A 24,975-nucleotide genomic window follows, 5' to 3' on the forward strand; every position below is an offset into this window, starting at 1 on the left:
GGGATAGGAGGAGGTGGGGACACTTTTCTTCTGGGAAAAAACAACTCGCTTCGCTCAGACATCTTTTTTCCCGCCAGAAAAGCATCCCCACCTCCTCCGGCCGACATTGGTGCAGCAACTATGAAGTTGAACAGATTCTACAGGGACGAGCTGAGCTTTCTGCGGTTGCAAGGCAGGGAATTTGCCGAAGCACACCCGCAGCTCACCCGGTTTTTGTCCGAGCAGAGCACCGACCCGGATGTCGAACGGTTGCTGGAAGGCTTTGCCTTCCTGACGGGCAAACTGAGGGAGAAGGTCGAGGACGAGTTTCCCGAGCTGACCCACTCTCTGCTCAATATGCTTTGGCCGAATTATCTGCGACCGGTGCCCAGCTGCACCATCATGCGCTTTGACCCGCAGTTACATGCCATCAGCGAGCGCCAGGTGGTTGATCGTCATACCGAGATCAAGAGCCGTCCGCTAGGTGACTCCAGCCGCCAGACCCAATGCCGGTTCCGAACCTGCCGGGCGGTAGAGGTGTTTCCTATTAGTGTGGCGGAGGCGAACGCCGAGCATTCGCGGGAAGTATCCTCCGTGACCGTGGATCTGGCGCTGCATACCGACCAGCCGCTGAATGGTATCGGCCTTGAGAGCCTGCGTTTCTATCTGGGGGGAACCAACCACACGGCACAAACTCTGTATCTGTGGCTGAACCATTACCTCAGCCGCATGGAACTGGTGGTGGGCGACAGTGTGTTCAGTCTGCCTTCGTCTCTGCTGCAACCAGTCGGTTTTGCGGCGGACGAGGCGATTTTGCCCTATCCGAAGAATGCGTATGCCGGTTATCGCATCATCCAGGAATATCTGAGTTTCCCGGAGGCCTTCCGGTTTGTGGACATTACCGGCCTGAAGTCCCGATTGCCCGCGGCGCAGGCCGATGAGATCAGCCTGCGTTTCCATTTCAGCCGCATTCTGCCGCCGGATGCCCGGATCACTCGGGAGTCGATGCAACTTTACTGCACCCCCGCGGTAAACCTGTTCAGTCACGAAGGCGAGCCGGTGGACCTGAACGGTCGCCAGACCGAGTACCGTATCTCACCGTCCAGTCGGTGCCCGGAGCATTATGAGGTGTTCAGCATCGAGCAGGTCGAGGGCTGGCTTGAGGGACGTTCCGGTCGGGGCGAGCCGCGCATCTACACGGCGTTCGAGAGTTTCCAGCATGAGGTGGAACGTGATCGGGGCCGCACCGCGCTGTACTACCGGGTTCGCACCCGGGAGAGCGTTCGGGGTGACGGTTTTGACCACTACATTTCGTTTGTCCGCGGTGATGAAACCGAGTGCCTGAACCGGCAGGAAGCGGTGTCACTCACGCTTACCTGCACCAACCGTCAGTTGCCCCAACAACTGGCCGTGGGTGAAGTCTGTATGGCCACCGAAAGCACACCGGCATTTGCGGCCTTCAGCAACATCACTCGACCCACGGCGACTTTGCGTCCGACGCTGGACGGCAGCTTGCTATGGACGCTGATTTCCAACCTGTCGCTGAATTATCTGTCGATGCTGGATGTCGACGCCCTGCGTACCGTACTGCGGGTGTATGACTTCCGAGCGCTGGTGGACCGTCAGGCTGAGCGGGTATCCCAGAAGCGGCTGGCGGGTATCCGGCGCATCACCACCAAACCGGTCGACCGGATGATCCGGGGGCTACCGGTGCGGGGTATCCGGTCAGAGTTGCGGTTGGACCAGCAGGGGTTTGCCAGTGAAGGCGACCTCTACCTGTTCGGCACGGTGCTGAGCCAGTTTTTTGCGCTTTACGCGAGCATTAACGCTTTTCACCAACTGGAAGTGGTGAATACAGAGAATCAGGAACGGTACACATGGACGTTACAGCAAGGTCAGCAGCCGCTGATGTAGCCGGGCTGGAACCCATTCTCGGCAACGCGCGTCGATACAGTTTTTTTCAGCTGGTGGACCTGATTCACCGGCACCACGGCGATGATCTGGAGCGTGCGGTTAACGACGAACCACGTCAGGAACGCATCCGGTTTTCCGCCTCCGCGGGTCTGGGCTTTCCCGGCAGTGATGTGGTGTCGGCGCTGTCGCCTGAGCATGAGCATGCGCCCTATCAGATGGAAGTCAGTTTTCTGGGGTTGCACGGTTCCCAGTCTCCCCTCCCGGGTTACTACCTGGAGGATCTGGCCTGGGAAGCAGGGCAGAACCTCGGCGTGCGTCGGCATTTTCTGGATTTCTTTAATCACCGGCTGGTGACCCTGTTCCACCGGGCCTGGCGCAAATACCGTTATTACATTCGCTTTCAGCCCGGCGCCAGCGATGGTTTTTCGGAGCTGGTCTTTGCCCTGGCCGGGCTGGGCAACAGCCGGTTGCGGGACGCGACGCCGGTGAACTGGTCCAAAATGCTGGCCTATGCCGGCCTGATGGCGGGCCGGAGCCGATCGCCGGAAGTGGTCAGCGGCATCGTCGCCCATTGTTTTGATCTGGACGACGTCAGCATCGAGCAGTGGGTGCTGCGCAAACTGGACATCGCCCGGGATCAGCAGACTTCGCTGGGCAGGGCCAACGCAACTCTCGGGGAGGACACCCTGGTGGGCTCGGCGATCCGGGATCGCAGCGGCAAGTTCCTACTCCGGTTGCGAAATCTGACCCGGCAGCGATTCGCGGATTTCCTGCCCAACGGTCGGGATCACCAGCGCCTGGTCAAGCTGGTGGAATTCACCACCCGGGAGCAGCTGGCCTATGACCTGGAGCTGCAGATGCGGCCGAAAGACATCCGCCCAATGGAGCTGGGAGAGGATGTTCGGCTCGGCTGGAACTCCTTCGTAACCCCGGAACGGGGCCGCGAGAGGCCGGCAGTACGGATACAGATCAGACGTTAGGGCAGGGAGCCAGAGACGTGGCACATCAGACAGCAGAAATCACACTGGTGATCACCAACCCCACCGAAATCCGCGGTGGTGCCAGCATTGAGCACAGTTTCGACAATGCGGGTGGTTCCATCGGCACCGCAGCCAGTGATACCTGGAAGCTATCCTCGCATCGAACCGGTGCAGTGCCCGGCCATGCAGAAGTCCGTTATCTCGATGGCGGTTTCTGCCTGATTGACCGCAGTGGCCGCACCTATATCAACAGCTGCAGTCAGCCGGTGGGCCGTGGCCGCCGTGCCAGATTGAGCCACGGGGATTTCATCACCATTGGCCGCTACCGGATACGGGCGGAGCTGTCCTGCATCCCGGAAAGTGGTGGCGAAATGGAAGATGGCCCTGGCGATCATCATGGGCTGCTGGATAGCTCTGAGAGCGATCTGAAACGCGTCGCCACTGAGCAGAACCAGCCCGAAGGCCGGGAGCCACTGGAAGGTCTGCAATCGGCCGCAGGCGACCCGGTCAGTAGTGATCCGCTGGCGCACTGGCAGCAAAAGTCTGCCCATCCGGATGAGGAAGCCCGTGAGCTGCTGGCCATTGACCGGGCATGGTTTGCCCTTTCAGCCGATGTCACCGATGAGTATCGCGAGAACCGGGATGTGGCCATGGGCCTGCCGGTAACTGCGCAACGCGACAACAAGGAAAGACAGGGAATGTCCGAGAACACAAGAAATCCGCAGGAGGTCAGCCGCCAGCACATCAGTGGTGCGCCGCTGCTTCGGGGGCTGGACGCTGATATTGATTTTGCCGACAGCGACGAGATGCGCCTTTTTCTGGAAGAAGCCGGTCAAACCCTCAAGGCCACGGTTGAGGGATTACTGGCGCTGCATCAGGGCGAAGACAGTCGCCATCAGGCCCTGCGCACCCGCCTGCAGCCCATCGAGGATAACCCGCTGCGCCTGGCCAATGACTATCCGGACACCATCCAGACCCTGTTTGCCGCCAAGCGCAGTCCGGTACATCTGTCGGCCCCTGCTGCAGTGCGGGAGAGCCTGGACAGTCTGAATCACCACCAGCAGGCCACCCGGGAGGCCATTCGCGAGGCCCTGGAGGCCATTCTGCACGCGTTCTCACCGCAGGCGTTGCTGCGCCGGTTCCACGGTTATCGCCGTGGTCTGCAGGACAACGAAGACGAAGGCCGCTGGGCCTGGGACATGTATCAACATTATTACCGTGAACTGAAATCCAGTCGTCAGCAGGGCTTTGAACGCCTGTTCCAGGAAGTGTTCGACCAGGCTTACGACCAACACTTACGCCAATTACAGAGGGAGAAACTGTTGTGAAGTACGGCAAATGGAGCTTGCTGGTGGTCGCTTTAATGCTGGCAGGGTGTAGTACCCCGTACAACGCGGTGACCAAGACCGCCAAGGTACTCTGGGACCCCGATATTCCTGTGGGGTACCCGGATGAGCTGCCCAGCCGGGTCGATCTGACCATGCTCGCGGAACCCGGTGTGAACCCCAACCAGTCGCTGGCACCTACACCCATCGCCTTCCAGGTGATCGAGCTACGGGACAGTTCGCTGTTAATGGCGGGTGATTTCGACCAGCTGCTGAACAACCTGGAGGATTCTCTGGGCCAGAACTACGTAGACCACAGTGATTACAGCCTGGTGCCCGGCCAGTTCCGATTTGTGGAACCGTTCGAGATCAGCGAAGACACTCGCTACATCGGAGTGATTGCCTTCTATGCCTACCCGAACCTGTCCCAGTGGAAAAAAGTGGTGAAAGTGGACCCGATTGGCGGGCGCTATCACCTGCTGGTAAACCTGCGCGAACGCGAAGTGCAACTCAGACGGTCGGATGAAAGCTGATGGCAGTGACGAATCGAGTGGTCTGGAGTGATGGGCTGTTCATCAAACCCCAGCACTTCCAGCAACAGCAGCGCTATCTGGAACACCAGATTAACGAGCGGTCTCTGGCCGTCTCGGATTATCTTTTCGGATTCAGTGACCTGGAGTTGAACGCGGAGTACCTGAGCTTTGGCCGAGTTGGACTGGTGCGGGCCTCCGGACTGTTTCCGGACGGCACCCGGTTCAACGTGCCCCAGGACGATGTGATGCCGGAGCCACTGGAAATGACCGACGCCTCAGTGGCCAACCAGGTGGTTTATCTGGCGCTGCCGCTGGCCAGTAACAGCCTGGCTGAAGTCGAATGGCCGGAGGCGCCGGTGGCCGGTCGGTTCCAGGCACAGAGCGTTGAAGTCCGTGATCTGCACTCCATCGACGGCGATGCTCACACCATCGATGTGGGGCGGGTGGTTCCCCGCCTGATGCTGGAGCGTGAAGATCGCAGTGCCTACGCTGCACTGGCCATCGGCCGGATTCAGGAAAAACGCCCCGATGGCAGCCTGGTCATGGATCCGAACTTCCTCCCGACCATGCTCAGTGTGCGTTCTGCACCACGGCTGCAGCGTTTTGTTGGTGAAATGGCGGGATTGATGCAGGAACGGGCCCGCAACATTGCCGAACGGGTTGGCGCACCTGGGCAGGGTGGCGTGGCGGATGTGTCCGATTTCATGCTGCTGCAGATGCTGAACCGGGCACATCCGAAGTTCATGCATCTGGCCCGGCTGCGCCAACTGCACCCGGAGCGACTGTACGAGGCGCTTCTGGAGCTATGTGGCGAGCTGGTGACTTTTACCGATGAAAGCCGGTTGCCCAAGGAGTTCACCCCCTACGACCACGAACTGCCGGAGGGCTGCTTCAGCCCGCTGATGCAGGTTCTGCGGCAGGCGTTGAGTACCGTGCTGGAGCCGCGGGCACTGGCCATTGCGCTGCAGGAACGCCAGTACGGCCTCACGGTAGCGCCGGTACAGGATGGTCAGTTGATGAGCGACGCCGAGTTCATTCTGGCGGTCAAAGCCGATATGCCCCCGGACGACCTGCGCAAGCAGTTTGTGCAGCAGTGCAAGGTGGCCTCGGTGGAGAAAATCCGCGATCTCATCAGTCTGCAGCTGCCGGGCATTCCGCTATCAGCACTGCCGGTGGCCCCACGCCAGTTGCCGTATCACGCCGGTTTTGTGTACTTCCGCCTGGACGACCAGAGTCAGGCCTGGCAGATGCTCGACAACGCCAGTGGCTTTGCTTTCCACGTGGCGGGCAGTTACCCGGGACTGGAAATGCAATTCTGGGCAATCAGGAGCTAAATCATGGCAGATGCACTGGTAATGGACAGGCCAGGCAACACCAGGGATTCGGGTGATCGTGCATTCAGCGACCTTTTGTTTGCCGATAGCGGCGCCGGCCAATCGCCGGTCGAATCCGGTGACAGCAGCTTCCGGCTTCGCGGCCTGGAAGACAACCGGCTGATCGACGCTGCCACGCCGCTGCTGGGGTTGGTGATCCGGGTACGGCGGCTGGCCGAGTTCCGCGATGTGGAAACCCTGTACCAGCAAGTGGTGGACGAAGTGGCCGCCATCGATCGGGAACTGGTAGAGCAGGGCTATGAGCGCCCCACGGTGGTGGCCTACCGCTACGTGCTCTGCGCCTTTATTGATGAGGCCGTGCTGGGCACTGACTGGGGGGCTCACAGTATCTGGTCCCAGCACTCGCTGCTCAGTCGTTTTCATAACGAAACCTGGGGCGGTGAGAAGGTGTTTGCCATCCTGTCCCGTATGGAAAAGGAGCCGACCCGTTTCCGGGACATGCTGGAGTTTATCCATCTGTGCCTGTGTCTGGGATTTGAAGGCCGCTACAAGGTTATGGAAAACGGCCGGGACGAATACGAGCAGGTGGTTCGTGGCCTCTATGACCAGCTCCGGGAACTGCGTGGTGACCGGGATAGCCGGCCGCTGGCGGATGCCACTGAAAACCTGATGCCGGCCCGCAACCGCCTGCGCAGCGGCCTGCCCCTCTGGGGCATTGGTGGCCTGTTTGTATTCGCCATGGCCGGGATCTATTCGCTCTACAACACGGCGCTGAACGAACGCATCAGGGAGGTGCTCAGCGTCCTGGAACAGCTACCGAAATAAGGACATCACTGTGATTCGGGTAGAACTTCCGGCGCTGATCGGGCGCCTCAACGACATTTCACGCCAGGCCCTGGAAGCCTCCGCGGCCTTGTGCATCAGCCGTCAGGGCGCCGAAATTACGCCGGCGCACCTGCTGTTCAAATTGCTGGAAACACCCTTTTCCGACGTGCGCCAGATTCTGGAACACGCCGGTATCAACCACCAGCAACTGCAACCGCTGGTGGGCGACAGCCTGAACGGCGAGCCACAGACCGCCGAGCCCTATCCCTCGTTCTCGCCGCTGCTGGTGGAACTGATGCAGGACGCCTGGCTGCTGGCCTCCACCGAACTGGGCCACAGCGAACTGCGCTCCGGTGCGGTGTTCCTGGCCCTGCTGATGAACGTCGACCGCTACCTGATGCCCCGGGTGGCACAGGCGCTGGTGGACATCAACCGGGAACAGCTACGCAAGCAGTTCGACCGGGTTACCGAAGGCTCTGTGGAGCGTCCGCAGCTGGCAGAAAACGGCGGTGCCAACCCCGTTGTTGAAGCTAATATGGATCCGCTCAAACGTTACGCCACCGATTTCACCAAGCTGGCCCGGGAAGAAAAACTCGACCCGGTAGTGTGCCGGGACGCCGAAATCGACCAGATGATCGACATTCTCTGCCGTCGCCGCAAGAACAACCCCATTGTGGTCGGCGATGCCGGCGTGGGCAAAAGCGCCGTGGTCGAAGGTCTGGCCCTGCGCATCGTCAACGGCGACGTGCCGGACCGCCTGAAAAACGTTGAACTCTGGACCCTGGACATGGGCGCCCTGCAGGCCGGGGCCTCCGTCAAAGGTGAGTTTGAAAAGCGCCTGAAGGGCGTGATCGAAGCCGTGAAAGGCTCGGCCACCCCGATCATCCTGTTCATCGACGAAGCCCATACCCTGATCGGCGCTGGCAACAGCGAAGGCGGCTCTGACGCTGCCAACCTGCTGAAACCGGCTTTGGCCCGGGGCGAGCTGCGCACCATCGCCGCCACCACCTGGCGCGAGTACAAGAAATACTTCGAAAAAGACCCGGCCCTCAGCCGTCGTTTCCAACCAGTTGCACTGGACGAGCCAACTCCGGGCGAAGCCGTCCACATCCTCCGTGGCCTGCGCACTGTCTACGAAAAAGCCCACCAGGTCCTGATCGCCGACAGCGCCCTGAAAGCCGCCGCTGAAATGTCCGCCCGTTACCTGGCCGGTCGCCAACTGCCAGACAAAGCCATCGACGTACTGGATACCGCCTGCGCCCGGGTCAGCCTGAACCTGAGTACGCCATCGAGGCGCCTGAGTCACGTGCGCAGTGAACTGCACCAGCTGGCCATGGAACAGGAACTGTTGAGCCGGGAACACACCCTGGGCCAGAACGTAGATGCCGAGCGTGAGCACGCCCTGGAGCAGCAGATTGCTGAGCTGACCGCCGAATCCGAAGCGCTGGAACAAAGCTGGAACGATCAGCGTGAACTCGTTGCCCGACTGGTCGAGATCCGCGAACAGCTACTGACCGGTGAAGCGCCTGTGGCAGAAGCTCATGACGGCACCACCGATTCCGAAGCGGAAGAACGCCCGGATCTGAAAGCCGAAGCCGCCGCCATCGAACAGGAGCTGGCCGAACTCCAGGCCGATGAACCCCTGGTTCACGCCCGTGTGGATGCCCGCCAGGTGGCCGAAGTCATCGCCGACTGGACCGGTATCCCGGTCAACCGCATGACCATCGACGAACTGGAAAAAATCACCCACCTGCCGGCCTACCTGCAAGCCCACATCAAAGGCCAGGACACGGCCATCGACTGCCTGCACCAGCACCTACTCACCGCCCGTGCCGATCTGCGCCGGCCCGGACGCCCAATGGGCGCTTTTCTGCTGGTGGGCCCCAGTGGCGTGGGTAAAACCGAAACCGTGGTGCAACTGGCCGAACTGCTCTATGGCGGTCGCCAGTTCCTCACCACCATCAACATGTCGGAATATCAGGAGAAACACACCGTCTCCCGCCTGATCGGTTCACCCCCAGGCTACGTTGGTTTCGGTGAAGGTGGCATCCTGACCGAAGCCATCCGCCAGAAACCCTACTCCGTGGTGCTGCTCGACGAAGTCGAAAAAGCCCACTCGGAAGTCCTCAACCTGTTCTACCAGGCCTTCGACAAAGGCGAACTGGCCGACGGCGAAGGCCGGTTGATCGACTGCAAAAACGTGGTCTTCTTCCTGACCTCCAACCTCGGCTTCCAGACCATCGTCAACCACGCCAAAGAGCCGGAGAAGATCGAAGACGCCCTGTACCCGGAACTGGCCAACTTCTTCAAACCGGCGTTGCTGGCGCGCATGGAAGTGGTGCCTTACCTGCCTCTGGGCGAAGACACCCTCAACCGCATCGTTGGTGACAAACTCCAGCGCCTGGCCGATCAGATCAAAGCCCGTTACCACACCGAGGTGAAACTGGAAGACGGCCTGGTCGAAGCCATCCGTAGCCGCGCGACACGAAGCGAGAACGGAGCAAGGATGCTGGAGTCGATCATCGAAGGCGAACTGTTGCCGCCTGTGTCCCTGGCGCTGCTGGAAAAGCTGGCGGCCCGGGAGCCGGTGACGAAGGTGACGCTTGGGGTTACTGAAAACAAGTTCACGGGCACAGTCGCCTGACTTTCAGACTGACTGAATCGTAGCGCACCGTGGGGGCGGCGATCTCCATGAATAAGGAACGATATCAATGGGACGGATGCAGAAGGAACTGCACACCGGCATCGATTTGGCGGTGGCACTGATCAAACAGGAGACCCTGCCAGCGCTGTTGAACACCGCCACCCGCCAACTCGAAAACGCCTTCGGGCTCAGCAAATGCTGGGCGCTGGAACTCGATCTCAGCGGCCGGACCCTGCATTACAGCAAACTGGACGAAGCAAGCGAATTCGATTGCAATGACTTCAGCCACCCCTTTGCCCATGTCCTGCAGACCGGCCAGCCGCGGGAGCTCACCCGCGCCGCCAGCTATCGCCTGGACCATGCCGGCTTCCAGACGCTCCTGGAACTTAGTGGACGCCCGAGAAGCTTCTGGCTGGAACCCCTCAAAGGCGAAGACGGCCGCACCCTCGGCATGCTCGTGTTGTGCGGCGACCATCCTGACTGGCAGGGCATCGTCACGCAGCCACTGTACAGCGGGCTGAAACAACTGCTGGTGCATCAATGGATCAGCCAGCTTCAAACCCGTGATCAGGTGTGGCAACGGCGACTGCTCAAACGCTCCCTCGACCACCTGCATGACGCAGAATCCCTGCGCCAGCGTTGCAGCCAGCTGGCCGATACCCTCGTTGGTAATTCCGAAGCCATGACCCAACTCCGGGCCCAGGTGGTTCGGGCTGCCAGCAGCCAGCTGTCGGTGTTGATCCAGGGCGAGACCGGTTGTGGCAAGGATGTGGTTGCCCGGGGCATTCACGATATGTCCGACCGCGCCAGCGGGCCCCTGGTGGTGGTTAACTGTGCCGCCATCCCCGACACCCTGCTTGAAAGCGAACTGTTCGGCCACACCAAAGGCGCCTTCTCCGGCGCGGACCAGGCCAAGGAGGGCCTGCTGGCCCAAGCCAACGGCGGCACCCTGTTCCTGGATGAAATCGGCGACATGCCCATGGCCCTGCAATCAAAACTGCTGCGGGTGCTGGAAAGCCGACAGTTCCGCCCGTTGGGCGCCCGGGAAGAGCAGCACTCGGATTTCCGACTGGTGGCGGCAACCCATCAGCCGCTGCAGGAGGGCATTGAGGATGGCCGGTTCAGACGGGACCTTTTCTACCGCCTCAGCCAGTTCCCCCTGCGAGTCCTGCCCCTGCGCGAGCGCTGTGAAGATCTGGAAGCGCTCAGCCGTCACTTCATCCGGCTCTACACCGAGCGCGAGGGCAGCGGCCCGCTGGGCATCAGCAGTCACGCCCTGGGTGCGCTGGCCGACTACAACTTCCCGGGCAATGTGCGGGAACTGCGTAACATCATCGAGCTGGCCTGTCTGCAAACCCCGGCCGGCGACGATATTCAGCCGGAGGTCCTGCGCCTGGACGACCTGTTCGCCGAATCCCCGGATTCGACCATGGCCTTCGTGGAAGCCAAAGCCATCCCGGGCGTACCTCCTGCCGATGATATCCGCGACCTGAAAGCCGCGGCCCAGGCCTTTGAGGCCGCCATCATCCGGGAACGTTTGCGCCAGTATGGCGGCAATCGCGCCCAGGCGGCGGAAAGCCTGGGGCTGCCGAAACGCACACTGGCCCATAAATGTCTGAAGTATCAGGTAACCGAAGTATGACCCTGAAAGACCTGCACCGATTGCCCTTGATGGTCCTCCTGTTGGTGAGTGCCAGCAGCTGGGCCGATACCCGCCTGGCGGAAGCCCAGGCCTGCACCCAGGAACCGAACCGGCTGGAGCGTCTCGTATGTTTTGATGAGGTGTTCGGCACGCCACTGGCACAGTACGAGGCCGGCCAGCATCCAGGTTTGGTGAACCAGCCGGAGCGCTGGCGCCGGGTGTTTGCCCAGGCCAGCGGAAACGACGCCGGTAGCGTGGCTTATCGCGACACGGGCAGCGCGGCCGGTCATCTGGTGACGGTGACTGCACTGGGGGTAAAGCCACCACGGCCGGTGCTGTCGCTGCAGTGCCATAAAAACATCACCGAGTTGGCCATCATGTTGCCGGAGCCGCTGGACCGTGAACGGGTCGAAGTGACTCTGGGGCCCCAGCGAGCACATTGGCGGGTCCGGGATGAAGGTTTGGTGGTCAGTGCCGGTCGTGGCCTGCCAGCCATTCGTACCGCACTGGATGTGGTCAATCAGCCCGATGTGCGCCTGCAGGCGGGGGTTCGGGAGCTTGATGGCCTGCTGTTCGACCTCAACGGCTTTGCGGAGGCGATCAAGCCTTTGCGCCAGGCCTGTGGCTGGTAAGGAGTGATGGCATGCAGGTGATTGAGCAGCATCCTTATGTTGACCAGGTACTGACCCCGATTCCGGGTGACACCGGGGTCGGCGAGAGCCTGGCCGAAGACAGCACGCTGGAGTTTCTCGAAGACGAGATCATGAAAGTGGGGTCGCTGGCCCACAACGACATCGACTGGCACAAGGTTGAAAGCGAAGCGCTGAAACTGGTGGCGGATCGCAGCAAGGACATCAAGGTGCTGGGTTTTGTCATGCTCAGCCTGCAGCGCGGCGGCGATGGTGAACGGTTTGCTCTGTCGCTGTACCTGCTGCATCGGGCGCTGGAAGACTGGTGGGAAAACGCCTGGCCCTATCCTGGCGCCAAGGGCCAGCGGGCCCGCAAGATGCTGTTTACCCAGATGCTGCAGCGGGCGCTCAAAGCGGTCGAGAGCCTGAACTTTGACGCCAGCGTTGGGGATGGTCGTCAGTTCTGTCTGGACCTGGTTGAGAAACTGGATGCCCAGGCTAAAGACCGGGACTTGCCTGACGACGCCCTGTTCGACCTGAAGCGGGCCGTGGAAAAGCTGCCCAAGCCGGATCAGGCCACGGCGCCCCGGACGGCGTCTGAAAGCACCTCGACAAACAAACAGGAGAGCACGGCCAGCTCATCGCCCTCCAGCTCGGCCAGTTCCAACACCACGGCCGCGTCGCTGGGCAACCTGACACTGGAACCGAGTAACGAGCGTGCAACCCGACAGAGCCTGCTCAAGGTCGCTGAACTGCTGACCAGCAGCGAACCGGACAACGCCCTGGGCTACCGCATGCGTCGGTATGCCATCTGGCAGAGTATCACCAGCCTGCCGCCAACCCGGGATGGCAAACGCACCGACCTGGCCGCCGTGAGCGGCGACCGGGTGGCCGAGTACAAGGAAGCTCTGGAGAAAACACCGGATCTTGAACTGTGGCAGCGCATTGAACAAAGCCTGTCGGTCAGCCCGTTCTGGCTCGATGGCCACTGGCTCAGCGCCCGGGCGGCCATGGCCCTTGGTAATACCGATTGCGCGGAGGCCATCCGGGAAGCCCTGAAAGCGTTTGTCGACCGCCTGCCGCAACTGGCCGAGCTCACCTTCAACGATGGCACGCCGTTTCTCAGTGACGATGGCGCGGATTGGTTGCACACAGCCCCCACGGCTGGCAAAGGAACGGGCGGAGGTGCCAACCCCTGGGAACAGGCATTCGACGGTGCACTGGAGCTGGTCCGGCAGAACAATCTGGCGCCGGCCATGGAACTGCTGGAGCAGGGGCTGGCCGATGCCCGGGAGCCGCGGGAGCGCTTCTACTGGCGCCTGGCCACGGCCCGGCTGCTCAAGGAAACCGGCCTGAAAGCCCTGGCCGCCGAACAGATACAGGATCTGAAAAACCAGATCCAGGGGCGGGTTCTCGATGACTGGGAACCGGCTCTAATCAAACAACTGGAACGACTGGCGTAACGCCCGCAAGACGCAACGAACGCAGGAATGGAAACCATGTGGAGAAAAGCATTACTCATTGGTCGTTGGCTTCTGCCCTACATCCGCAGCGCCGCCCCCGTCACCCTGGCTCTGGGGGTGATCGCCCTGCTGGTAGCCACCTGGTGGCTGGGGCCACTCCTGGAAATTAACGGAGATTACCCGCTGATGGCCTGGCAGATGCGTGCTCTGGTCACCCTGGGGGTGGTCCTGTTGGTGGTGATAGTCTGGGGCACCATGCTGGCCCGTCGCCTGGGTAAAGTGAACAAGGCCAAGGCCGAGGAGCAGCGGGAGCAGGAAGACCCGATTCTGCCCATGGAGCGTCGTCAACAGCGGCTGCTGGACCGACAACTGCAGGCGTTGAAAAGCAACCTGCCGGGTCGCAAGGGCCTGTACCGTCTGCCCTGGTATCTGGTGATGGGCCTGGAAGATGCGGGCAAGACCAGCCTGATCCAGCGGGCCGGGCAAACCTATACCCTGACCAACGTCACCCGTAACAACCGTGGCGACCGTAACCCGTTCAGTTTTGACTGGTGGATTGGCGACAACGGTGTCCTGATCGATCCGGATGGCGAACTGCTGAGCCAGAACCAGGGTGAAGGCGCCACCGGGGAAATCCAGAGCCGGCTGTGGAACCACTTTATCGCCTGGCTGGAACGCAGTCGGCCCCAGCGGCCGCTCAATGGCGTTATCCTGGCTGTGGATCTTGCGCGCCTGAGCGCGGCCAACGAACAGCAGCGTGAATCCAACGCCATTCTGCTGCGCACCCGCCTTCGGGAGCTGATGGAACAGCTGGGTTCCCGGCTGCCGGTGTATGTGACCTTCACCAAGATGGACCTGATGTACGGCTTTGCGCCGTTTGTCCGTACCCTCAGCAAGGCCGAGAAGGACAAGGCCCTGGGGTTCACCTTCCGGTTGGATGGCCAGCAGGATCAGGACCAGTGGCTGGAACAGTTTGCCGAGCGCTACGCCGATATGGTGGACGAGCTCACCGAACGCCTGCCGGACGTACTGGCCAACACCCGTGACAACGAAGAACGGGCAGCGGCGTATTCGTTCACCCGCCAGTTGGCGGGCCTGAGGCCGGCCATGGAGCAGTTCCTGACCGACCTGCTGTCGGCGGATGCCTTCTCCACACCGGCGCTGGTACGCGGCACCTACTTCACCTCGGTGTTGCAGGAAGGCGTGCCCGAGGATGCCTTTGTCTCGGCTGCCGCCCGGAACTACCAGATGTCGGACCCGATCCAGCCGGCTCAGCGTGGTGGCCAGTCTGCGAGCCTGTTCACCAAGGGCCTGTTCCCCGAAATCATCTATCCGGAGGCGGGCCTGGCCGGGGATAACCGGCGAGTGGTGCGCCAGCGTCATCGCCGGGTCGCGGTTGCCGCCGTGGTGGCCCTCGCCGCCGGTGCGGGCATGACCGCAGGCTGGCAGCACTATTTTCTCCAGAATGCCGAAGCCGCCGCCCAGGTGGAAAACCGGGTGAAAAGCTATCTCAATGACTGGCAGCCGGTTGGCTACGAGCCGGACACCACCGGCCGTAATCTGCTACAACCGCTGGATGAACTGCGCGACGCCACCCTCGCCTTCGGCGATTACCGTAAGGAATGGCCGCTGGTAACCGACATGGGGCTGTACCAGGGGCACAAGGTGGGCCCGGAAGTGGATAAGGCCTACCTGAACATGCTGGCCTATCAATACCTGCCCGCGCTGATGTTTGGCGTGATGGAAGAAATGGGGCAGGCGCCGGATAACAGCACTGAGCGGCTCGAACACCTGCGCGTATTGCGGATGCTGTACGATGCCAGCGGCCGCCGTACCGACATCGTGTCCGGGTACATGCGTGAGTACTGGCAGGCCCGTTTCCCCGGCCAGCGCGATGTGCAGAATCGCCTGTACGGGCACCTGCAATACGCCATGGTCCACACGGATCTGTCGGACCTGGCGGCTAACGGCGACCCCACCGCCACCATGGCGCTGGCGCCTTTCCGCAGCAGTGTCGAATGGGCACAGCACGAGCTTGGCCGTATCAGCACCTCGGATCGCGTGTACCGTGAGCTGGAGAACGAGGCCAGCCGTGATTTCCCGACGCCACTGGAACTGGCCCGCAGTTCCGGCCCGGCGTTCTCGACCGTATTCACGCGCCTGGACAGTTACGGCAAACCGCTTGCCGAGGATGTGCCGTCAGCACAGGACTCGCTCTCGATCCCGGCGTTGTTGACCCAGGAAGGCCTGGAAAAGTGGTTCCTGCGGGAATCCGGATCGGTGACCGAACTGGCCTTGATTGACGCCTGGGTGCTGGGCCGCCGGGATGATGTCGATTTCAGCAAGGCCGACGAGGCCGAGTTGCTGGCCAGCCTGCAGACGCTTTACGCCGAGCACTATGCCGAGGCCTGGCGCACAGCGCTGAGCCGGCTGGATATCCATCGGTTTGAGGACCTGAACCACGGCGTCCGTATTCTCGACAGCCTGACCAGCGGTCATCAACCACTGGCCCGATTGCTGGCCCAGGTGCGGGAAAACACCCGCCTGATACCGGTAGGCGAAGGCGAAGCAGAAGCCGCACGCAAGTTGCTTGAGCAGTCCCCCCATTACCGCATGCTGCAGGATATAGAACGCCAGTTCAGCGACCTGAACCAGCTCACCCGCAAACAGGGTGAGGAGCCGTCTGGCCTGGAGGAAGTCATGCTGGTGGTGGCGGAGCTGCACGAATACATGCGTAACATCCAAGAATCTCCGGATACCGGCAAAGCCGCCCTCAGCGCCGCCCGTGCCCGCATGGGCCTGCAAGGCGCCGATCCGATTTTCACCCTGCAGCGCATGGCCGATCACCAACCCGAACCCCTGAACCGGATACTGAACCGCCTGGCTACCGAAAGCTGGCGGGTGGTGCTGGACAGGGCTGTGGCCCAGCTGGAGCGTGACTGGTATCGGGAGGTCTACCAGCCGTTCCAGCAGAATCTGGCCCGGCACTATCCGTTTACGCAGGGGGCTGCGCGTGACGCTGCGCTACAGGATTTCGAGCGTTTCTTTGCCCCGGACGGCATTCTGGAAACTTTCTACAACAATAACCTGAAGCTGTTTCTGGAAGACCATCCTGAGCAAGTGGGCGACGCCCGCAGGGCCAGCCTTGTGCGCCGGGATGTGGTGGCAGCGCTGGAGCGGGCGAGGCAGATTCGTCAGGCATTCTTTACCCGGAGCGGCACGTTGGACGTGGAGTTTGCCCTGGAGCCCCTCAATCTGAGTAACAACAAACGCCGTTCGGTGGCGAACATCGATGGCCAGCTGGTGGAATTCTCCCATGGTCCGCGCCAGAACGTTCCGCTGATATGGCCCAACACGCTGCGAGATGCCGTGGAAACTCGCATCACCCTGGTGCCAGTGCAGGTCAATCGATCTCCTCGGAGCATCTCCGAGAGCGGTCCATGGGCCCTGTTCAGACTGTTGGGCCAGGCAGATATTACCGGAGTCAGCAGTAATACCGTGGATGTCAGGTTTCGGGTGGACGATGGAGAAATGAAATACCGTCTGCATGCCGCCAGCACTATCAACCCCTTCACGCAACAGCTGCTGGCAGGGTACCGGATACCACGAAGTCTTTATTGATCTGGTACGGGGCGTATTGCCGGGTGTGCGGAGTTGGTTCGCCCACCCGATGAACCAAATGTGAAAAAATCTTAGTCCGGTTTTAACCCACCGAAGCGTCAAATCCCGATAGGGTGGCTCCAAGCAATCGCAAGACATCAGAGGCGATTGCCCGTTAAGGCGAAAGGAAACCAACCTCAAAGGGAGACGCGCTATGAGCTTTAAAGCACGTTTTGCGTATGCCACGGTTTTGACTGCAGCGGTTGCGACAGCGCCGGCTGGGTGGGCGCAGGAAAGCGTCAGCCGTGATCCGGCCGGGCCCTACATCAGTGGTAGTTACGGTGGTTACAAGTCCCACGGCGGTGAGTTCGAGGATGAGAACGATATGCTGGGTGTTGCGCTGGGTTACAAGTTCACGCCCTTCTTTGCCCTGGAGGCGGAGTACATCGATTTCGGTAACTTCGGCGAGGATGATGTGGATGCCAAGCTCAAGGGCGCCGGACTCAGTGCGGTCGGTCGCTTACCGCTAACCGACAGCTTCGGCGTCTACGGCAAGGCCGGGGCGTTCGTTTCCGCACTGGATGTGGATGCGTTCGACGAGAGCGAGACCTACGACGAGGTCAGTCCCTTTGTCGGCGCCGGTGTGGACTTCCGGGTGACACCAAAGCTGACGGCGTTCGCGGAATACAATCGCTACAACGTCGATGTTGACGAGGATGACTTCAACGGCCAGGTCACCAATGATGGACCGGAGTTTGATACCGGCCGGGTCGGTCTGAAATATCAGTTCTGACGGTGAAAGGCCTCGGCCAGGGATGGCTGAGCCCCTTTTTGTTCTCTGCATCAAAAGTGTCAGAAAAATATACAGCTCGATGCCGCCGGCATCCCCGATGATTTTACTTCGGGAAAGCTTTCAGGCGCTTAGAGAGCTGGCACTGAATATGCTGAACTTTTACGGTCCCCCGATCCTATCCCCGGGAGGTGGTCGTTATGGTTCGGCGCTTCTTTTCTTTTCCCCGCCACGCCCGCTCTTTGACGTGTGCTACTGGATTGCTCCTCACCCTGTTCCTGGTGCTGGCCCTTTTACCATTGCGTGCGTCTGCCGCCGAGCTACTGGTGTCGCTCTCATCGGATCGAAGCTCGCCCCAGAGCCTTGAGACAGCCCCGCTACAGGACCAGGTCTATATTTTTGTGGCCGATGCCAATGCGGTGGATCAGGTTCGGTTCTATCTCGATGGGACTCTCGTCAAGACTGAAAACCGCGTTCCCTGGGACTTTGCCGGCACTACTCCGGATGATCTGGCCTATGCCTACGACACCCGTAACCTGGTGGATGGCAACTACCAGGTCAGTGCCGAGCTTTACCAGGGCGGTTCGGTGGTACAGACCCTCCAGGGGCTGATGCAGGTTGCCAACCAGCCGCCACCGGAGCCGGGGGGTGAGGCCGGGCAGCTGCATACCGGTTGGCAAGGCAATCCTTCCGGATCGCTGGCAGTGATGTGGTTCTCGCCGCTTGCGGGAACCCCGGCTACGGTTAGCTACCGCCGGGCTGGTGAGAGTGCCTGGGCGCAGGCCAGTGGTACGGTCAGTCACTCCACAGCTGATGGTCAGTATCTGTTGGTCAACCTTGAGGGACTGCTTGCTGATACGCGTTATGAGTTTCGTGCGGCGCTTGCCCCGGACGTTTGGAGTCGGGTATATGAGAGTTATACCGCACCTGCACCGGGGCCCGCGGACTTTGATGCAATTTTTGTTGCCGATACCGGCCTGGTCGGTCGTCTTGACGGGCTGGCCACCGGAACAGAGCAGGTGATTCTGGAGATTGCCCAGCGCAATCCGCGGTTGGTGCTTTTGGGCGGTGACTACGCCTATTTCAATACCGATAAGCGCTATGTCACTCTCGAGCGTTCCATTGCCGCCTGGTTTGACCAGATGTCGGCAATCGCCAGCCGAAGCCCGATGATGCCGACCTATGGCAACCATGAAGTGCTGTTGGGGGAGGGCTTTGATACCTGGGTTAATTACTTTGTGACGCCCGAAGGTTGGAACGGTCGTCGAATGTACAGCTTTGATGCCGGTGAGGCTCATTTTGTATCGATCTTTGGACTGAATGAGTACGAGCAACTTCCGCAGGAGGCGCTGGACTGGTTGAGCGCCGACCTGGCAGCTGCCAGAGGCCGGGGCCAACGCTGGCTGGTACCTTATCTGCACGCGGCCCCATTCTCGGAGGGCACCAATCATTCCTCTGCCCTGCCACTTCGTGATCAACTCGGGCCGATCTTTGAGGCTGCGGGTGTCCAGGTGGTGCTCACTGCCCACGATCAGTCCTATGAGCGAACCTATCCGCTGGTCAATGTGCCTGCGACGAACACGCCAACGTCAGACAATCGTCATTGTTATGGCCCGGAGGATGGTGTGAGTTGGCTGAAGGTTGCCCCTGGTGGCAAGCTGAGCAATATCTCTCTCGACTTCTCGCCCTGGCGTACGTCCGAGCCGCCTGCGTGGACGGTGTTCCGGAACAATACCTTGCACCATTTTGCCCACCTTTCGGTAACGGCTACGGGCACGCTCGATGTGGATGTGTTCGGAGTTGAAGGCGATGGTTCTGTGCCGCTGCAGATAGACGGGGTCAGGTATTCGTTCAATGGCTGTGCGCCGGAGGTGGTGGCGCAGCCTCGGCAGGTTACCTTGCTGGCCGAGCCGGGTGAAGCGGTCTCTGAAAGTCTGAGCGTAACCGGTGGCGATGGCGCTGCACTGGCTTTCGACATCAGCCAGGTCCCGGGCTGGCTGTCGCTTTCGCAGGTCTCAGGAGTGACGCCGGCAAGTATAGAGTTAGTGGCAGATGCCTCCAGTTTGGCGGTCGGTGAGTACCGCGGAATCCTGCAGATCACTGCCGGAGAAGACAGTGCCACCTGGGTGCCGGTGGTGTTGCGGGTTGGCGCTTCCAGTTACGGACTCTGGGTGTCAAACAGTCCCGAGCGGACGGGAGCCGTTCCCCTGGAAGGCGCCATCTTGCAGGGTGAGCAATACATTTTCACCAGTCCGGATACCGACGTTAGCCAGGTGCGTTTTTACATGGACGATCCTACCGGTACCGGCGTTGTCACCAAAACCGAGAATGTACCCCCGTTCGATCTGGCCGGCACAGCCGCTGATGATACCGCTTACCCCTATGACACCGGGACGCTGGCGGACGGTGGCCATGAACTTGGCGCTCGCCTCACCGTTTCCGGGGGGCTTGAGGTTTTGGTGTCGGCCGGGTTCATGGTGACCAATGACGTTCCGCAGCTGGATGCCACCCCGGGCAGCGTTCTGTTCGAACTAACGCCGCCTGAGTCACTGGCCCAGCAGAATGTCCTGGTACAGATGACCGATGGCAGTAACCCGAACTACAGCGCTCGCAGCACGGCGGCCTGGCTGGGCGTCGAGCCCCTTGCCGGAGTGCTACCTGAAACGCTAGTGCTGACCGCCGATGCCTCGGCGCTTTCCCCCGGCCAGTACCAGGCGGATGTAGTGATTGAAGCAGGGACCGGAGAGCAACTGAGGGTCCCGGTCAGTCTCGTCTATGATCAACCCTCTCTCTACACCCTGGCGGTATCCCTGGCGGCGGACCGGAGCAATCCGGTGCCGCTTGACGGCTCAAGCCTGAGCGGTGAGGTGTACATCTTTGTGCCTGACATTGACGGCATGAAGAGGGTGGCATTCTATCTGGATGATCCGGACCGACTGGGCAGCCCGATCAAGGTGGAAAACCGTGCCCCCTGGGATTTCGCGGGCACGGTTACCAAGCCTCCGCGTGATGCATACGGATTCAGCCTGGCGGGATTGGCAGGCCAGCATGTCATTACCGCAGTGATTACGGACGCTGATGGTGACGAAATCGTGCATGGAGTATTTGACGTCAGTCCCTGACGGGACTGACGTACGAGGGCTGTTACTGCACGTTCTCCAATTCACCAAACCGCTCAGCAAACAACGCGGATGACAAATACCGCTCCGCCGAATCCGGCAGCACCACCACGATGTTCTTGCCCCGATGCTCCGGCTGCTTGCTGACGCGAACAGCGGCGGCGACGGCGGCGCCGCAGGAAATTCCGCACAGGATGCCTTCTTCCTGCATCAGCCGATGAGCCATGTCCATGGCTTCTTCGTTGGTCACCGCTTCCACCTGATCCACCAGATCCAGATCCAGGTTTTTGGGTACGAAGCCGGCGCCGATGCCCTGGATTTTATGGGGGGCAGGCTTGGGCTCCTCGCCATTCAGGGTTTGGGTGATGATCGGGGAATCGGTGGGCTCCACCGCGACCACGGTAATGTCCTTGCCCTTGGTGCCCTTGATGTAGCGGGCCACACCGGTGAGGGTGCCGCCGGTGCCGACCCCGGAGACGAAAATGTCCACTTCGCCGTCGGTATCGTTCCAGATTTCCGGGCCGGTGGTGTCCTCGTGGATACGGGGGTTGGCCGGATTCTGGAACTGCTGGGGCAGGAAGTGGTTGTCCGGGTCGGACGCGAAGATTTCCTCGGCCTTGGCGATGGCGCCGGGCATGCCTTTGGTCGGTTCAGTGAGCACCAGTTCAGCGCCCAGGGCCTTGAGGACCTTGCGGCGTTCCAGGCTCATGGAAGACGGCATGGTCAGGATCAGCTTGTAGCCACGGGCGGCGGCTACAAAGGCCAGGGCGATGCCGGTGTTGCCGCTGGTGGGCTCGACGATGGTCATGCCGGATTTCAGGGTGCCTCGCTTCTCGGCATCCCAGATCATGGCCGCGCCGATCCGGCACTTTACCGAGTAGGCCGGGTTACGGCCTTCAATCTTGGCCCAGATGGTGGCGCCGTCGTTGACGCGGTTGAGTTTGACGAGCGGCGTGTTGCCGATGGACAGGGAATTGTCCTCGTAGATTCGTGCCATGGCTTTATCCTCCTTTTTGCAGCCATCATAGCACCGGATCGCCATCCGTGGGTTCCGCGCCGCCCGTCCTGTTATCAGCCCAGTTCGCTGTTGAGCCAGGCCGAGAGCTGGGCGGCGGGCATGGCGCCGCTCTTGCGGGCGATCTCGCGGCCGCCCCGGAACAGGATCAGGGTAGGAATACTGCGGATGCCGAACTGGCTGGAGGCCTGCTGACCCTGCTCGGTGTTGAGCTTGGCAAAGGCGACCTTGCCGGCCCAGTTGCGGGCGGCCTGTTCGAACTCGGGGGCCATGGCCTTGCACGGGCCGCACCAGCTGGCCCAGAAATCGACAAGCACCGGCAGGTCGGACTGGCCGGTAAAGCCGGCCATGGAGGCATCGTCAAGATTGGCCACATCGCCATTGAGCAATGGCTTCTTGCAGGCACCACAGTTGGGCTTGTCTCCCAGGCGGGCGGCCGGTACGCGGTTGGTCCTCAGGCAATGGGGGCACTTGATCTGGAGTGGATCAGACATCGGGTACTCCTCGGAAAGTGGGTCTGATTACCAGATAGTTCCGCCGGTGCCTGAATTCAAGCCCGGCTCATTGATTGACGTCGCGCCCGGTGTAATAGGAAAAGTCCGGCTTCTGAGGATGGTGCTGGTCGTCGGTCATATAGGCGGAAGTCAGTACAAACTCGGCGGTGGCCCGGTTGCAGGCCACGGGAATGTTCCACAGGGCGGCAATGCGCAGCAGGGCCTTGATGTCGGGGTCGTGGGGCTGGGGTTCCAGCGGGTCCCAGAAAAACACCAGCAGGTCGATCTCGCCCTCGGCGATCTTGGCGCCGATTTGCTGGTCACCGCCCAGCGGGCCGCTGAGCAGGCAGTTGAGATCGTCCCGTCCGAGGCTTTCCCGCAACAGCCGGCCGGTGGTGCCGGTGGCATAGAGGCGCAGGGGAGCGAGCCGGGTCCGGTTCTCGTTTGCCCATTCCACCAGTTCCTTCTTCTTGTTGTCGTGCGCCACCAGGGCGACGGATTTTACGGCCATTTGCGGTAAAGTCTCCTGTTATAAATCTAGGTTGGCGGTCAGTGTTCCACAGCCTGACGCCAGACGAAATAGGAAAGAAGGTTTATGAGCACCACGCAGTTTGACTGGCAACACACACCGGCGGCGGTCTGGCGCCGGCACCGCTCGGGTCTGCGGGCGATCCGGCGGCTGGATCCGATCAGCTGGAACGATCTCAAGGGTATCGACCGGCAGAAACAGGCACTGGCGCGCAATACCGAACGCTTCCTCGCCGGTGAGCCCTCCAACAACGCGCTGCTCTGGGGTTCCCGGGGCACCGGCAAGTCGTCGCTGATCAAGGCCCTGCTGAACCGTTATCGGGACCGGGGATTGCGGATGATCGAGGTGGACAAGGACGATCTGGTGAACCTGCCGGAGATCGTCGATGACATTTGTGATCTGCCGTTCCGGTTCGTGATCTTCTGCGACGACCTGTCCTTCGATGTCGGCGAGTCCGGCTACAAGGCGCTGAAGAGTGTGCTGGAAGGCTCCCTGGAGTTGCCGCCGGAAAACGTCCGGGTGTACGCCACCTCCAATCGCCGGCATCTGATGCCGGAGTTTATGAGCGACAACGTGAATAGTGAGGTTCGGGACGGCGAGCTGCATCCGGCGGAGGCAATCGAGGAGCAGGTGTCGCTGGCGGACCGCTTTGGCCTGCAGCTTTCTTTCTATCCGTTCGCGAAGGATGTCTACCTGCAGGCCATCGATGCCCTGTTTCCCGAGGTGCAGGACCGGGAGGCCCTGCACCTGGAGGCGATCCGTTTTGCCACCGGTAAGGGTGTACGCAACGGGCGCACCGCCCAACAGTTTTTCCGGCAGGTGGCCGGAGACAGCCGGTTCCGTTGAGCCGGCTACTGTCGCCTGGCCATCTTGATAAAGTGGTGATGGACGATGCGGATGCCCAGGAACACCAGGACCATGACCACCGGGATGGCAATGCCCAGCACCAGGGTCTTGTTGAACTCGACGCCACTGTCGTAGAGCGCGTCCAGTCCCAGTTTCAGCAGGCCGATCAGGTAGTAGGAGATGGCCACTACCGAGAAGCCTTCCACCGTGTGCTGCATCATCAGCTGGATACGTGAACGGCGGTCCATGGAACTGAGCAGTTGCTGGTTCTGGCTCTGGATGGCCAGCTCCACCCGCGTGCGCATCATGTCCGAGGCCCGGTCCACGCGCCGGGACAGGTCCTCCAGCCGCTCACTGACCGCCTCGCAGGTTTTTACCGCCGGCGTCAGCCGACGGGTCATGAACTCGGTCATGGTCAGATGGCCGGAGAGTTCGTCTTCCCGCAGTGCCTCCAGCCGGGTCAGGACCAGGCGGTGATAGGCGCGGGTGGCAGAAAACCGGAACGTGGAGTGGGCGCGAAAGGCCTCGATCCGGGCGGCGATGTGGCTCAGCTCTCCCAGCAGCTGCTGTTCGTCCACATCCTGGTTGTCGGCCAGGGCCTGGGTAATGACGGCCAGCTTCTGGTCCATGTCGTTCAGGGACGGAGTGATTTCCCGGGCCACGGGCAGGGCCAGCAGGGACATCAGCCGGTAGGTCTCGATCTCCATCAGGCGCTGAGTGAGACGGCCCAGCTGGCTGTTGGACATATGATGGTTCTGGACCATGAACCGGCCAAAGCCATCACTGTGCAGCTTGAAGGTGCCCCAGATCCGGGCTGCACCTTCCTGGGGGCTGCTACCTACCAGGCGCAGGCCTTCGAAGTGCTGGCGTACAAAGGCCAGGTCGCTGGCGGCATCGTGGGATGACGGGCGAATGTCCACGTGGAAGGCGGCAATCACGGTACCCGCCAGTTGCTCCAGCCAGCCCTCCGGCAAGGGTGTGATCCCGGTTTCGGTGAAGGGATCGGCGCTGCTCTCGGCGAGGTTGGTAAAGGTATAGGAAGCGAACTCCATGTGCATTTCCCGGCGCACCTTGAGGGTGCCGAAGGTCTGCTCGAAACAGCCGACTTCCTCCTCGGGGACCGGGTAGCCCAGCAGTCGGTGGAGCTCCTGCAGATGTCGGAATTGCTCCCGGCGCTGCTCCGGGGTGGTCAGTATCGCCATCTGGGTCACCCGTGCCGGGGTGGGCAGCACCTGGAAGGGGCGGGAGTGGAGTTCGTTGTAGAGTTCATCCCGCAGGGGATGGATGTCGAGGTGTTCCAGTCGTGTGCTCACA

General features: G+C 61.2%; 18 protein-coding genes. 14 read left to right on the plus strand and 4 right to left on the minus strand.

Annotation, left to right across the window (positions count from 1 at the left end):
- Nucleotides 1–120: 120 nt before the first annotated feature.
- The 13 genes from tssF (at nucleotide 121) to DET50_RS16945 (ending at nucleotide 20,780) form a co-directional block, all read left to right on the plus strand.
- Nucleotides 121–1,893, plus strand: coding sequence for a type VI secretion system baseplate subunit TssF (tssF, locus tag DET50_RS16885; RefSeq protein WP_113863918.1), 1,773 nt, complete (start codon nucleotides 121–123; stop codon nucleotides 1,891–1,893).
- Entirely contained in the window at nucleotides 1,857–2,873 is a 1,017-nt protein-coding gene (gene tssG / locus DET50_RS16890) for a type VI secretion system baseplate subunit TssG (RefSeq protein WP_113863919.1), read from the plus strand. The genes tssF and tssG overlap by 37 nt, the downstream gene beginning before the upstream one ends.
- 17 nt (nucleotides 2,874–2,890) lie before the next feature.
- Nucleotides 2,891–4,201 carry a type VI secretion system-associated FHA domain protein TagH gene (gene tagH / locus DET50_RS16895; RefSeq protein WP_113863920.1) on the plus strand — a complete coding sequence of 437 codons (1,311 nt, stop codon included), beginning with the start codon at nucleotides 2,891–2,893 and terminating at the stop codon, nucleotides 4,199–4,201.
- Nucleotides 4,198–4,731: a type VI secretion system lipoprotein TssJ gene (gene tssJ / locus DET50_RS16900; RefSeq protein ID WP_113863921.1), complete on the plus strand. Its 534-nt coding sequence runs from the start codon at nucleotides 4,198–4,200 to the stop codon at nucleotides 4,729–4,731. Before tagH ends, tssJ begins: the two co-directional genes overlap by 4 nt.
- Nucleotides 4,731–6,065, plus strand: a complete 1,335-nt coding sequence (gene tssK, locus DET50_RS16905) for a type VI secretion system baseplate subunit TssK (RefSeq protein ID WP_113863922.1) — start codon at nucleotides 4,731–4,733, stop codon at nucleotides 6,063–6,065. The genes tssJ and tssK overlap by 1 nt, the downstream gene beginning before the upstream one ends.
- A 3-nt stretch (nucleotides 6,066–6,068) precedes the next feature.
- On the plus strand, nucleotides 6,069–6,890 hold the full coding sequence (icmH, locus tag DET50_RS16910; protein ID WP_113863923.1) for a type IVB secretion system protein IcmH/DotU: 822 nt from the start codon (nucleotides 6,069–6,071) through the stop codon (nucleotides 6,888–6,890).
- A gap of 10 nt (nucleotides 6,891–6,900) precedes the next feature.
- Complete coding sequence (tssH, locus tag DET50_RS16915; RefSeq protein ID WP_113863924.1) at nucleotides 6,901–9,534, plus strand: type VI secretion system ATPase TssH; 2,634 nt, start codon at nucleotides 6,901–6,903, stop codon at nucleotides 9,532–9,534.
- 76 nt (nucleotides 9,535–9,610) lie between these two features.
- The gene (locus DET50_RS16920; protein ID WP_113863945.1) at nucleotides 9,611–11,176 is read left to right on the plus strand and encodes a sigma-54 interaction domain-containing protein; all 1,566 of its coding nucleotides are present in this window, start codon (nucleotides 9,611–9,613) and stop codon (nucleotides 11,174–11,176) included.
- Nucleotides 11,173–11,808 carry a type VI secretion system-associated protein VasI gene (gene vasI / locus DET50_RS16925; protein ID WP_113863925.1) on the plus strand — a complete coding sequence of 212 codons (636 nt, stop codon included), beginning with the start codon at nucleotides 11,173–11,175 and terminating at the stop codon, nucleotides 11,806–11,808. The genes DET50_RS16920 and vasI overlap by 4 nt, the downstream gene beginning before the upstream one ends.
- 11 nt (nucleotides 11,809–11,819) lie before the next feature.
- Nucleotides 11,820–13,268, plus strand: a complete 1,449-nt coding sequence (tssA, locus tag DET50_RS16930; RefSeq protein WP_113863926.1) for a type VI secretion system protein TssA — start codon at nucleotides 11,820–11,822, stop codon at nucleotides 13,266–13,268.
- A 27-nt stretch (nucleotides 13,269–13,295) separates the two neighbouring features.
- Complete coding sequence (gene tssM, locus DET50_RS16935; RefSeq protein WP_113863927.1) at nucleotides 13,296–16,889, plus strand: type VI secretion system membrane subunit TssM; 3,594 nt, start codon at nucleotides 13,296–13,298, stop codon at nucleotides 16,887–16,889.
- Between the two features lie 193 nt (nucleotides 16,890–17,082).
- On the plus strand, nucleotides 17,083–17,661 hold the full coding sequence (locus DET50_RS16940; protein ID WP_113863928.1) for a porin family protein: 579 nt from the start codon (nucleotides 17,083–17,085) through the stop codon (nucleotides 17,659–17,661).
- Between the two features lie 257 nt (nucleotides 17,662–17,918).
- On the plus strand, nucleotides 17,919–20,780 hold the full coding sequence (locus tag DET50_RS16945; protein WP_181800010.1) for a fibronectin type III domain-containing protein: 2,862 nt from the start codon (nucleotides 17,919–17,921) through the stop codon (nucleotides 20,778–20,780).
- Between the two features lie 22 nt (nucleotides 20,781–20,802).
- Here DET50_RS16945 and cysK read toward each other — a convergent pair whose 3' ends face one another.
- From cysK to DET50_RS16960, 3 genes are all read right to left on the minus strand, one after another.
- Nucleotides 20,803–21,774, minus strand: a complete 972-nt coding sequence (cysK, locus tag DET50_RS16950) for a cysteine synthase A (protein WP_113863946.1) — start codon at nucleotides 21,772–21,774, stop codon at nucleotides 20,803–20,805.
- A gap of 74 nt (nucleotides 21,775–21,848) precedes the next feature.
- The gene (gene trxC / locus DET50_RS16955) at nucleotides 21,849–22,286 is read right to left on the minus strand and encodes a thioredoxin TrxC (protein WP_113863930.1); all 438 of its coding nucleotides are present in this window, start codon (nucleotides 22,284–22,286) and stop codon (nucleotides 21,849–21,851) included.
- Between the two features lie 67 nt (nucleotides 22,287–22,353).
- Nucleotides 22,354–22,797, minus strand: coding sequence for a methylglyoxal synthase (locus DET50_RS16960; RefSeq protein ID WP_113863931.1), 444 nt, complete (start codon nucleotides 22,795–22,797; stop codon nucleotides 22,354–22,356).
- Nucleotides 22,798–22,881: 84 nt separating this feature from the next.
- Between DET50_RS16960 and DET50_RS16965 the strand changes: the two genes are divergently transcribed.
- Nucleotides 22,882–23,661 (plus strand): ATP-binding protein, encoded by a 780-nt coding sequence (locus DET50_RS16965; RefSeq protein ID WP_113863932.1) that lies wholly within the window; start codon nucleotides 22,882–22,884, stop codon nucleotides 23,659–23,661.
- A 5-nt stretch (nucleotides 23,662–23,666) separates the two neighbouring features.
- On the opposite strand, the gene DET50_RS16970 is transcribed toward DET50_RS16965, so the two are convergent.
- On the minus strand, nucleotides 23,667–24,974 hold the full coding sequence (locus DET50_RS16970; protein WP_113863933.1) for a DUF3422 family protein: 1,308 nt from the start codon (nucleotides 24,972–24,974) through the stop codon (nucleotides 23,667–23,669).
- Nucleotide 24,975: the final 1 nt, after the last annotated feature.

The sequence above is a fragment of the Marinobacter pelagius genome, assembly GCF_003315345.1.
Taxonomy (GTDB): Bacteria; Pseudomonadota; Gammaproteobacteria; order Pseudomonadales; family Oleiphilaceae; genus Marinobacter; species Marinobacter pelagius_A.